Annotated in this window: 7 protein-coding genes; 1 reads left to right on the top strand and 6 read right to left on the bottom strand. The window is 64.8% G+C overall.

Annotated elements, in window-relative coordinates:
* Window positions 1-4: 4 nt before the first annotated feature.
* From ABMA59_RS10545 to ABMA59_RS10520, 6 genes are all read right to left on the bottom strand, one after another.
* Complete coding sequence (locus tag ABMA59_RS10545; RefSeq protein ID WP_349005302.1) at window positions 5-2,227, bottom strand: 3-hydroxyacyl-CoA dehydrogenase NAD-binding domain-containing protein; 2,223 nt, start codon at window positions 2,225-2,227, stop codon at window positions 5-7.
* A gap of 11 nt (window positions 2,228-2,238) precedes the next feature.
* Window positions 2,239-2,559 (bottom strand): YbaY family lipoprotein, encoded by a 321-nt coding sequence (locus ABMA59_RS10540; protein WP_349005301.1) that lies wholly within the window; start codon window positions 2,557-2,559, stop codon window positions 2,239-2,241.
* 101 nt (window positions 2,560-2,660) lie between these two features.
* Entirely contained in the window at window positions 2,661-3,869 is a 1,209-nt protein-coding gene (locus ABMA59_RS10535) for an acetyl-CoA C-acetyltransferase (protein WP_349005300.1), read from the bottom strand.
* A gap of 217 nt (window positions 3,870-4,086) precedes the next feature.
* Entirely contained in the window at window positions 4,087-5,259 is a 1,173-nt protein-coding gene (locus ABMA59_RS10530; protein ID WP_349005299.1) for an acyl-CoA dehydrogenase family protein, read from the bottom strand.
* Window positions 5,260-5,488: 229 nt separating this feature from the next.
* The gene (locus ABMA59_RS10525; RefSeq protein WP_349005298.1) at window positions 5,489-7,285 is read right to left on the bottom strand and encodes an acyl-CoA dehydrogenase C-terminal domain-containing protein; all 1,797 of its coding nucleotides are present in this window, start codon (window positions 7,283-7,285) and stop codon (window positions 5,489-5,491) included.
* Between the two features lie 229 nt (window positions 7,286-7,514).
* A complete protein-coding gene (locus tag ABMA59_RS10520; RefSeq protein ID WP_425475895.1) occupies window positions 7,515-7,988 on the bottom strand; it encodes a MerR family transcriptional regulator in 474 nt (157 codons plus the stop codon).
* Window positions 7,989-8,442: 454 nt separating this feature from the next.
* Between ABMA59_RS10520 and ABMA59_RS10515 the strand changes: the two genes are divergently transcribed.
* Window positions 8,443-12,300: a peptidoglycan-binding protein gene (locus ABMA59_RS10515; RefSeq protein ID WP_349005297.1), complete on the top strand. Its 3,858-nt coding sequence runs from the start codon at window positions 8,443-8,445 to the stop codon at window positions 12,298-12,300.
* Window positions 12,301-12,310 lie beyond the last annotated feature (10 nt).

The following is a 12,310-nucleotide window of genomic DNA, read 5'->3' as shown; positions in this document are numbered from 1 at the left end:
GCTGTTACGCCGCTTCCTTCGTCTCGTTCTTCGCGTAGGGGTCGAAGCGCTGGTAGAAGGTCTCGCCATCCTCGGCCATCTCGACCAGAAGTTTCGGCGCCTTGAACTGGTCGCCGAATTTCTTGCGCAGCTTCTTCGCCAGGGCGACGAATTTTGCCGCGCCGATGCCGTCGATATAGGACAGCGCGCCGCCGCTATAGGGCGCGAAGCCGAAGGCGAGGATCGAGCCGACATCCGCCTCGCGCGGATCGGTGACGATGCCTTCCTCCATGACGCGCGCCGCTTCCAGCGCGATGGTGACCAGGAAACGCTGCTTCAACTCCTCGACGTCGACCTTTTCCGGCGCAAGCTGCGGATAGAGGTCTTTTAGGCCCGGCCACAGCTTCTTCTTCGCCGGCTTGGCCGGATAGTCGTAAAACCCCTTGCCGTTCTTGCGGCCATGCCGGCCATGGGTGTCGACCATCGTGTCGATCAGCGCCATCTGCGCCGGATCGACCGCCTTTTCGCCGAGGTCGCGCCGCGTCTGGCGCATGATCTTCTGGGCGAGGTCGATCGCCGTCTCGTCTGTCAGCGCCAGCGGCCCGACCGGCATGCCGGCCATTTTTGCGGCGTTCTCGATCATAGGCGCCGGAACGCCTTCGATCAGCATGCGGTAGGATTCGGCCATGTATTGCAGCACGCAGCGGTTGACGTAGAAGCCGCGCGTATCGTTGACGACGATCGGCGTCTTGCCGATGGCGCGCACATAGTCCATTGCCGTGGCCAGCGCCTTGTCGCCGGTCTTCTTGCCCAGGATGATCTCGACCAGCATCATGCGGTCGACCGGCGAGAAGAAATGGATGCCGATGAAATTCTTCGGCCTGGCGGAATTCTTCGCCAGCCCGGTGATCGGGATGGTCGAGGTGTTGGAGGCGAAGATGGCCGAGGATTTCAGCACGGCCTCCGCCTTCTCGGTCGCGGCCTTCTTGACTTCCGAATCCTCGAACACCGCCTCGATCACGAGGTCGCAGCCGTCAAGCAGGGCATAGTCGTCCGTCGGCGTGATCAGCGATAGCAGCTTTTCCTTGTCCTCCGGCTTTGCGCGGCCCTTCGCCACGGCTTCCGAAATCAGGCCTTCGGAATGCGCCTTGCCCTTCTCGGCGGCCGGCACGTCGCGGTCGAGCAGCACCACCGGAATGCCGGCCTTGGCGGTCACATAGGCGATGCCAGCGCCCATGAAGCCTGCGCCTAGCACGCCGATCTTCCTGAACTTCGTCGGCGCCACGCCCTGTGGCCGGCGCGCGCCCTTGTTGAGTTCCTGCAGCGACACGAACAGCGAGCGGATCATCATCGCCGCCTCGGTCGTCTGCATGATCTCGGTGAAATAGCGCTGCTCGATCCGGAGCGCGGTGTCGAACGGCACCAGCAGCCCCTCATAGACGCATTTCAGTATGGCGATCGGGGCCGGATAGTTGCCGAAAGTCTCGCGCCGCAGGATGGCGATGGCCGGCGGCCAGAGGTTCGCGCCGGCGGCCGAATAGACCGGCCCGCCGGGAATCTTGAAACCCTTCTCGTCCCAGGGCTGCACGGGCTTCAGCCCGCCCTTGATCATCGCCTTGGCGGTCTCGATCAGCTTTTCGGGCGCCGCGATTTCGTGGATCAGGCCCATCGCCTTCGCGCGTTTCGGCGTCAGCGTCTGGCCGGTGGTCAGCATCTGCAAGGCATCCTGCGTCTGCGCCAGCCTCGGCACGCGCTGGGTGCCGCCGGCGCCCGGGAAGATGCCGACCTTGACCTCGGGCAGCGCCATCTTGACCTTGTCGCCGTCAGCCGCGACGCGGCCGTGGCAGGCGAGCGCCAGTTCGAACGCGCCGCCCATGCAGGTGCCATTGATCGCCGCCACCCACGGCTTGCCCGACGTCTCCAGCTTGCGCCACAGCCAGCCCATGCGGCCGGCGCCGTCGAACAGCAGTTTTGTCGCGTTTTCCGGATCCTTGGCCCTCTCGGTGTGAAAAATGCCGAGCATGCGCTTCAGCATGTTCAGGTCGGCGCCGCCCGAAAAACTGTCCTTGCCCGAGGTGATGACCGCGCCCTTGATGGCGGCGTCGGCGGCGACCTGTTCGATGATCTTTTCCAGTTCGTCCATCACCTCCTCGGTGAAGACGTTCATCGAACGGTCCGGCATGTTCCAGGTGACGAGGGCGATGCCGTCCGCGTCGGTGTCGACCGTGAAGTTGGTGTAGTCAGCCATGGTCGGCCCTCTCAATAGACAATTGGGTTGATCGTCAGGGCGATTTTGTCGTCGCCCTTATGGAATTCGCCGTGAGGCTCCAGCGCCAGCAGCCAACCATCGGCGCGCTCGAGCCGCACGGTGAAGCCGGGGCGGGCGGCGCTTTCCAGCGCGGCCTGCGGCACCTGCATCTCGAACGGCACGCTGCCGTCCCGGCCGCTGCTTTTGACCTCGACCTCGGCGATCGGCATCGCCTTCCGGTCGGCCGCGCCATGGTCTTCCAGCCGGATTTTCAGGACGCCCGCGGGCAGAGGACCTTTTTCGGCGTAGGATACGGTTCCGCTGAGATGCATCGTTTTCTCCGAGCCAGATGCGGCAGAAGCCGTCCCGCCGCCTGACGCGACGACGATTGCCGCGCCGATGCTAGCCAGGACGCGCCGACGGTTCGCGGCCATCACACCCGCTCGATGATCGTCGCTGTGCCCATGCCGGCGCCGATGCAGAGCGTCACCAGCGCGGTGTTCAGGTCGCGCCGCTCCAGTTCGTCCAGCACCGTGCCAAAAATCATCGCGCCGGTGGCGCCGAGCGGATGGCCCATGGCGATGGCGCCGCCATTGACGTTGATTTCCTTCGGGTCGATCTCGAAAGCCTGGATGTAGCGCAGCACGACGGCGGCAAAAGCCTCGTTGAGCTCGAACAGGTCGATGTCCTTGAGTTTCATCTTGGCGCGCTTCAGCAGCTTTTCGGTGACGTCGACCGGGCCGGTCAGCATCATCGCCGGCTCGGAGCCGATATTGGCGAAGGCCTTGATCCGCGCCCGCGGCTTCAGGCCCATGGACTTGCCGGCCTTCTTGGAGCCGAGCAGCACGGCCGCCGCGCCGTCGACGATGCCCGAGGAATTGCCGGCATGGTGGACGTGGTTGATCTCTTCCAGTTCCGGATAACGCTGCACCGCGACCGCGTCGAAGCCGCCCATCTCGCCGGGCATGACGAAGGAGGGATTGAGCGATCCCAGCGCCTGCATGTCTGTGCCCGGCCGCATGTGCTCGTCGCGGTCGAGGATCGTCATGCCGTTCTGGTCCTTGACCGGGATGACGGAGTTCTTGAAATACCCGTTTTCCCACGCATGGGCGGCACGCTTCTGGCTCTCCACCGCATAGCCGTCGACGTCATCGCGCGAAAACCCGTGCTTCGTGGCGATCAGGTCGGCCGACACGCCCTGCGGCATGAACCAGCCGGGCAGGCCGACCGAAGGGTCCATGAACCAGGCGCCGCCCGACATGCCCATGCCGACGCGCGACATGGATTCCACGCCGCCAGCAATCACGATCTCGTCGGCGCCCTGCGCGATCTTTGCCGAGCCAAGGTTTACCGCGTCGAGGCCCGAGGCGCAGAAGCGGGAAATCTGCATGCCGGGCGCCTTGAGGTCGTAGCCGGCCTCGAAGGCGGCTGAGCGCGGTATCACCGAACCCGCTTCACCGACCGGATCGACGCAGCCGAAGATGATGTCGTCGACTTCAGCGGTGTCCAGCCCGTTGCGGTCACGCACCGCCTCCAGCACCTTCGCGCCGAGCCGCACCGCCGGCACCTCGTGCAGCGAACCGTCCTTCTTGCCGCGCCCGCGCGGCGTGCGCACGGCGTCATAGACATAGGCTTCGGCCATCATGAACTCCTTCAAGTGTTGATTTGCCAAAGCGATACATCGCTTTGGCAACAGCACCCCCTCACCGGCCCTTCGGGCCACCTCTCCCCCTGCCCGGGGGAGAGGATCGCAGCTTCGCCGATTGGCGCCAAGCTTGCGGCCGGCTTATTCCTCTCCCCCGGGCAGGGGGAGAGGTGGCCCGAAGGGCCGGTGAGGGGGTGCTTTGACTCTGTTGTCCTCACAAACTCCTGGCAATCAGCAGTTTCATGATCTCGTTGGTGCCGCCGTAGATGCGCTGCACGCGGGCGTCGCGGAACATGCGGGCGATCGGATACTCGTTCATATAGCCATAGCCGCCGAAGAGTTGCAGGCACTCGTCAACCACTTTTCCTTGAAGGTCGGTCAGCCAGTATTTCGCCATCGAGGCGGTCGCCGGATCGAGGCCGCCGGCGATATGTCTGCCAACGCAGTCGTTGTAGAAGACGCGGCCGATGGTGGCCTCGGTCTTCAGTTCGGCCAGCTTGAACTGGGTGTTCTGGAAATCGAGGATCGGCTTGCCGAAGGCCTTTCGCTCCTTGACGTAGTCGATGGTCACGGCCAGCGCGCGCTCGATCATGGCGATCGCCTGGCCGCCGATCAGCAGGCGCTCCTGCGGCAGTTGCTGCATCAGCTGGACAAACCCCTGGCCTTGCTCGTGGCCGAGCAGATTGGCAGTCGGCACGCGCACGTCGTTGAAGAACAGTTCGGACGTGTCGTTGGCCTTGAGGCCGATCTTGTCGAGATTGCGGCCGCGCTCGAACCCTTCCGCGCCGTCGGTCTCCACCACGATCAGCGAGGTGCCTTTCGCACCCTGGGCCGGGTCGGTCTTGGTGACGACGACGATCAGGTTGGCGTGCTGGCCGTTGGTGATGAAGGTTTTCGAGCCGTTGATGCGGTATTGGTTGCCGTCCTTCTCGGCTCGGGTCTTGATGCCCTGCAGGTCGGAGCCGGCGCCGGGCTCGGTCATGGCGATGGCGCCGATCAACTCGCCGGTCGCCAACTTCGGCAGCCAGGTCTTCTTCTGCTCCTCCGAGCCATAGTGGAGGATGTAGGGGGCGACGATGGCATTGTGCAGCACGATGCCGAAACCGTCGACGCCGCCGTGGCCGATCGCCTCGATGATCGCGCTCTCATGCGCGTAGGTGCCGCCCGATCCGCCGAATTCTTCCGGCATGGAGGCGCAGAGCAGGCCGGCCGCTCCGGCCTTTTCCCAGGAGGCGCGGTCGACCATCTCGTTCTTCTCGAACTCGTCGTAGCGCGGCGCGATTTCTTCCGCCATGAAGCGCCGCGCCATGTCGTAGAGCATGGCGACGTCGTCCGCGACCCAGGCAGGTTTCGGCAGGTCGAGGATGGTGGCGGGGTCGGTGGTCATAGCCACGCCTTGGAGATCTTGGTGGCCTTCAGACCCCCCTCTGTCCTGCCGGACATCTCCCCCTCAAGGGGGGAAATTGGCAGCGTCGGCGACACCGCGCTTTCTGCAACGTCCACGATTGGCGAAACCAAAGCGGCCAGCCAATCTCCCCCCTTGAGGGGGAGATGTCCGGCAGGACAGAGGGGGGCAACGTAGAGCACTAACCTCACCTCCAAAAAGCGACGCGACCTTAAAACGCCTCCGCCGGCAGCGCCATCATCGTATCCGCGCCCGACGAGATGCGCGCCAGATGCGCTGATGTCTCGGGCATGACGCGCTCCATGAAATAGCGGCCGGTGACGAGCTTGTTCTCGTAGAAGGATGTAGCGTCGCCGGCGCCGTCTGCCAGCTTCGCCTGCGCGGCCTTGGCCATCTGGCCCCACATGTAGCCCAGCGACACCAGGCCGAAGAGGTGCATGTAGTCGGTCGAGGCCGCGCCCGCATTGTCGGGTTTGGCCATGGCGTTCTGCATCAGCCACATGGTCGCCGATTGCAGGTCGTTCAGGCCCTTCTTCAGCGCCTTGGTGTAGGGCGCCAGCTTCTCGTCGGCGCGGCCGGCTTCGCAGAATTCGCCCACTTCCTTGAAGAAGTTTTGGATGGCGCGGCCGCCATTGGCGGCGAGTTTCCGGCCAACGAGGTCGAGCGCCTGGATGCCGTTGGCGCCCTCGTAGATCATGGCGATGCGGGCATCGCGCACGAACTGGCTCATGCCGTGTTCCTCGATATAGCCGTGACCGCCGAAGACCTGCTGCGCGGCGACGGCGTGCTCGAAACCCTTGTCGGTGAGCACGCCCTTGACGATCGGCGTCATCAGACCGAGCGCGTCGTCGGCCGCCTCGCGGTCCTTGTCATCGCCGGAACGGTGGGCAACGTCGGAGCGGATCGCCGTCCACAACACGAATGCGCGGCCCGCCTCGTTGAAGGCCTTCATGGTCATCAGGTTGCGGCGCACGTCGGGGTGGACGATGATCGGATCGGCCGGTTTGTCCGCCGCCTTCGGGCCGGACAGCGAGCGGCCCTGCAGGCGCTCCTTGGCGTAGGCTACCGCGTTCTGATAAGCGGCCTCGCCGACGGCCAGCCCTTGCAGGCCGACGCCGAGGCGGGCCTCGTTCATCATGGTGAACATGGCCTTCAGCCCGGCATTTTCCTCGCCGATCAACCAGCCGGTCGCCTCGTCGTAATTCATGACGCAGGTCGAATTGCCGTGGATGCCCATCTTCTCCTCGATGGAGCCGCAGGACACGCCGTTGCGTTTTCCGGGATTGCCGCTCTCGTCGGGGACGAATTTCGGCACGATGAACAGCGAGATGCCCTTCGTGCCCTGCGGAGCGCCCTCGATGCGGGCGAGTACGAGGTGAATGATGTTTTCCGACAGATCGTGCTCGCCGGCGGAGATGAAAATCTTCTGGCCGGAGATCTTGTAGCTGCCGTCGGTCTGCGGCGTGGCGCGGGTGCGCAGCAGGCCGAGATCGGTGCCGCAATGTGGCTCGGTCAGGTTCATGGTGCCGGTCCACAACCCTTCGACCATCTTCGGCAGATACTTTTGCTTCTGTTCCTCGGTGCCATGCACGAGGATCGCGGCGATGGCGCCCTGGGTCAGGCCGGCATACATCATCAGCGCCATGTTGGCGGAGATCATGTATTCGCCGACCGCCGAGTGGACGCAATAAGGCAGGCCCTGGCCGCCGAACTCGGACGGCACCCCCAGCCCCATCCAGCCGCCGGCGCGGTACTGGTCGAACGCGTCCTTGAAACCTTTCGGCGTGGTCACCGAGCCGTCTTCGTGGCGCTCGCAGCCCTCTATGTCGCCGACGCGGTTCAGTGGCTGCATGACGTTTTCCGCCAGCTTGGCCGCCTCGTCGAGGATGGCTTCCAGCACGTCCGGCGTGGCGTCGGAAAAACCGGGCAGGTTGGAATAGCGCTCGTAGCCGAGCACCTCGTTGAGCACGAACAGCGTGTCCTGGACCGGCGCCTTGTAGGTCGGCATGCTTCCTCCTTGATCGCATGGCATCGGCCTGCGCATGTATCTTGCGAGCGGACCGCAATAAACGGATCGTGCGCGGACGTTAATTGACGTTTGCGTAAACGTCAATTGAATGCAACCCGTTTGCACTCCGAAAAATGTGAAAGGCGGCGGATCGCTCGATCCGCCGCCCTTCAGGATTGTGGGTTGTTGTTGGGATGTTAAAGCGAGACGCGCTTTCCGGCGTCGCCTCTCAGTTGACGTTGCTGTTGGCGGCGGCCACCGTGCGCTCTGTGAGCATGCGGCGAACCGCGCCCATCAGCGAGCCAAGTTCGTCGATCGCCTCGTCGAGTGCGGCGCGCTGCTTCTGCAGGCGGCCAAGCTGCTTCTCGGACTTGTCGAGCGTCAGGCGCAACTGCTTGGCGTTTGAGCCGCTCGGGTCGTAGAGGTCGATCATCTGCTTCACGTCGCGCAGCGAGAAGCCGATCTTGCGGCCGAGCAGGATGAGCTTGAGCCTCGCCCGGTCACGCCTTGTGTAGAGGCGGCTGCTGCCTTCCCGCTTGGGATGGAGCAGTCCCTTGTCTTCATAAAAACGCAGCGTGCGCAGTGTCACGCCGAAGATCTTCGCCATTTCGCCGATCTTGAAGAGCGCGTCTTCGCTATCTTCGGCCTCCGGAAAAGCGCCGGACACCATGCCGGCGTCCTCGCCGACTCTCATGTGTTTCATCATTTCTTCTTAGCTATCCCCGGCTGGACATCGCGGCCTGACCGGATGTCAAACGAAAGCCGTTCGGGGGTCACGGCTTCCGCGCGGTTGCGACAAGAACGAAGGCGGGCAGCAATGGCCTACCTTTACGTTAACGTAAGTGAGCGGCCATATAGAGACCCTTCCCCTGCGTAGCAAGTGACCACAGGTTGAATTCGGGTGCAAAATCGAAAGGGGAGGTTGCCAAAGCCATCGCTGGCATTCCTTGCGTAAAGTTAAGGTTGGTTAACGCCTTGTTTACCACGATGGGCGAAATGTGCGCAGGTCGGGCTCTCGTGATTATCCTGTAGTGAATTCTTCACGAACATTCGAAGCGGGGCATGTCGTTGGAGAGTGGTCCATCGCCGCCGCACTTCGTTTCCCGAGGAGAGTGGGAGCATGCCGGTCCAGCCGGCACAGGCGAATAGGCGTTTCGATGAACAGCAAACGGTCGTATATCGATACCCTGAACGCGGGCCGCCAGCGCCGGCCGGGCACGACACTCGATCAGATTACCCAGTCGCTGCAGAATCTCGAAAGCCGGCTCGACCGCTCGCGCGAGACCCTCGACGGATTCGGCCGAGACCGTGACGACGCCATCAGGACTTCGCGAACCACCGCAACCTACGAGAGCGGCCAGCCCTATCGCGGCACGCCGCGCGCCTTCGCGCCATCCCCGGAACGACCCGCGCGGCGAGTGGAGACGCCGGCGCCCTACCAGTCGCTGGTCCATGACCTCGACCGCGTCCGCGGCCAGGAGGAGGGCGTGGCCTCGGCCAGCCGGATTGCCGGCGAATTGAAGAGCCTGCGCGAGGATTTTCGCCAGCAGATGGCTTCGAACATGCAGCGCGAATTCGAGACGCTACGCTCGGAGATCGGCCGGATGATGGCTTCCGACGGCGCCGCTGTCGGAACGGAGCTTGCATCGGAACTCGACCGCATCTCGCGCGGCGTCCGCGAACTTTCGGAACGCACGGACGACAAGGGCATGAGCGCGCTCAGGGACGACATCGAACAGGTCCGCGGCGCGCTCGACACGCTGGCGCGCGAGGAGACGCTTCGATCGTCGGATCGGCGCTGGGATGATTTCGATCGCCGCTGGTCCGCCTTCGAAAGCCGCGTCGACGCCCGCCAGAGCGCACGCGACCCGGAAATCGCCGCGCTGTCCGACCGGCTGCAGACAATCAGTGACGCTGTCCACAACCTGCCCGAATCCCTTTCCCTGCGTTCGCTGGAAGAAAAGGTCCGCACTCTGGCTGGAGCGGTCGACCATTTCGTCCGCCAGCAGGGCAACCAGGCTCCCGAAACCTTCCAACAGATCGAGGAGCGCCTCGACGAGATCTCCCGCGCAATCGTGGCGTCCACCGCGGCCGCGCAGGTTCCGCATCTCGATCCTGAGCCGTTCCAGCGCATCGAGGCACGCATTTCCGCGCTCGCCCGGCAGATCGACGAGGTCGTGGAAGACCGCCCGACCGCCGAAGTCATCACACGGCTGAACACGCTGTCGCAGCGGGTGGACGACCTGGCCTCGCAAGGCGGGCTGCCTGCCGAAGCCATCGACCGTCTGTCGCGCCAGGTTTACGCCGTCGCCGAGAAGATCGACCAGACGCCGGCGGCCGATCACGAGGCGATGCTCAACAGCATCGACCAGCGTTTCGATGTTCTTTCTGCCATGATCGAGCGGCGCCAGGGTGACGCCATCGAACACGGCAACCTGATGTTCCGCGATCTGGAGCGGCGCCTCGACGAGGTTGCCGACCGCATCGACGTCCGCGCCGCAGACTCGCTCGACGCCGCCCGCGTCATGAACGTGATCGACGCGCGCTTTTCTGACCTCGCCAGCCAGATCGCCAGCACCCCGGCGGACACCGGCGGCGAGGCGATCCGTCACCTCGAGGACCGGCTGGAAAGCATCTCCGAGCGGATCGACGCTTCCGCCGCCAAGTTTGCCGGAATCGATCCCGGCCTGATCCGCAGCCTGGAGAGCCAGGTGGCGGCGCTGACCGATCATCTCAACCGGCCGTCCGCGCCCCTGCCGGAATTCGAGGATATCGGCCCGCGCCTGGATGAGTTGGAGCGGGCAATCGCCGGCAGCCGCGACTCGATCCTCGAGGCCGCGCGCCAGGCCGCCGAGAACGCGGTCAGGACATTCGACGGCTCACAGAACCATACCGCCGCCGTCAGCGGGCTTTCGCAGGATCTGCGGGCGCTGGAAACGCTGACCCGCCGCTCCGACGAGCGGAATACCAAGACGTTCGAGGCTATCCACGACACGCTTATCAAGATCGTCGACCGGCTGAGCACGCTGGATGCGGCGGAGCCAGCGGAAATCTCCGGCGCGCGCACGGCTGCGCCGGTGGCGCCGGCCACGCTGGTGTCGCAGATGATGGAGCCCGACAGCGCCCCGACACTGAATCCCGTCCAGGGCGAAAGCAGCCTTTCCGCGACGCGGCAGGGCGACAGCAAGCCGGCCAGGATCGCGCCCGCCAATACCCGCACGCCGGCCGAAGCCGCCGCGGAGGCTGCAATCGCGGCAATCGACGGGGACGTCGGCGAAGACAGGCCCGCCGCGAAAAAGACGCGCTCGCTGCTCGGGGGACTGACCCGCGCCCTCGGCCGCAAGCAGTCCGTCGCCGCCGTGAAGAAGGAGGCGCCAGCCGAACCGGCTGTGGCCTCCGAACCGACGATCGAACCGGCGCTGGACGAACCCCTCGATCCAAAGATCGCCAACCGGCCGCTGGAGCCCGGTTCGGGCGCTCCCGATCTCAACGCCATCATGAGGCGGGTACGCGAAGAACGCGGCCAGACGACCAAGGCGAACGATGCCGACGCGGCCAAGTCCGACTTCATCGCGGCGGCCCGCCGTGCCGCCCAAGCGGCGGCGGCCGAAGCCGAGGTGCACAAGCGCGGCTCGGGCACGCCGCGCATCGCTGCCGGCTCGAAGATCGGCGAGGTGCTGAAGACGCGGCGCAAGCCTATCCTTATGGCGGCCACCGCCATCATGGTCGTGCTCGCCGGCATGCAACTGGGCAGCGCCTATCTCTCAGGTGACGAACCCGTCGCGGCCTCCATTCCGCTTGTCGCCGAGCAGCCGGTGCAGATGGCGACCGGCGAAAAGACACTTGAGCCGTCCACCCCGCAGCTTGCCGCCGCTGACGTGGCGAGCAGTTCGACGTTGCCGGTAGCGGTTGATGGGAGCGGCACACAGCCGGCCTCCTCGACCGAGGCCGATGTCTTGCCGATCGAGGAACAGCAGGCGTCGATGGACGCGCCGGCCGACGCGGACGCCGGCTCCGTCGATGCGCCCGCCGCCATGTCCGCGGCGCCTCCAATATCGGCCACCGATGCGACACCGGTGGAGGCGATGCCTGCCGCGGCCTCGGTCGAGCCGGCCTCCGGTGAACCCGCACCAGCCCAGATCGCAGGTATTCCCGAAGACGCCGGACCGATAGCCCTGCGCGACGCGGCGGCGGAAGGCGACGCCAAGGCGCTGTTTGAGATCGCCGCCCGCTATGCCGACGGTCGCGGTGTCAAGGCCGATATGAAGCAGGCAGCCACCTGGTACGAAAAATCGGCGGAGCTCGGCTTCGCCCCGGCGCAATACCGCATCGGCAACCTTTACGAGAAGGCGCTCGGCGTCGAACGTGACGTCGGCAAGGCCAAGACCTGGTACCAACTCGCCGCGGAGCAGGGCAACGCCAGCGCCATGCACAACCTCGCCGTGCTCTACGCGATGGGTGCCGACGGCACGACCGACAACGAATCCGCCGCGCGCTGGTTTGCAAGCGCCGCGGAGCTCGGCGTCAAGGACAGCCAGTTCAACCTCGGCATCCTCGCCGCGAAAGGCATCGGCATGCCGCAAAGCCTGGAGGAGTCCTACAAATGGTTTGCGCTCGCCGCCAAGGCGGGGGACCGCGACGCGGCCGCCAAACGCGACGAGATCGCCAACTCGCTGCGACCAGAGCAGTTGGAGAAGGCACGCGGCATGGTCGACCTGTGGAAGGCCAAGCCGGTCGATCCGGAGACCAACTCGGTCGAGATCCCCGAATCCTGGCAGGAGAGCCCCGACACCACAGCCGCCGTCGACGTGAAATCCACCGGCATCGACATGAAGAAGGTGATCGGCAACATCCAGCGCATTCTCAACAAGAACGGCTATGACGCGGGCGGGGCCGACGGCGTCATGGGCGAAAAGACCAAGACCGCGATCATGGCCTTCCAGAAGGACAACGGCATGGCGCCTACGGGCGAGATCGATGAAAAGCTCGTTCGCACGCTGCTCGCCAAGAAATAAGAGGCCAATT

The sequence above is a fragment of the Mesorhizobium yinganensis genome (genome assembly GCF_040081985.1).
In the GTDB taxonomy this organism is placed as follows: Bacteria; Pseudomonadota; Alphaproteobacteria; order Rhizobiales; family Rhizobiaceae; genus Kumtagia; species Kumtagia yinganensis.
The sequence above is the reverse complement of the archived record's forward strand: the minus strand, read 5'-3'. Positions and strand labels throughout refer to the sequence as shown.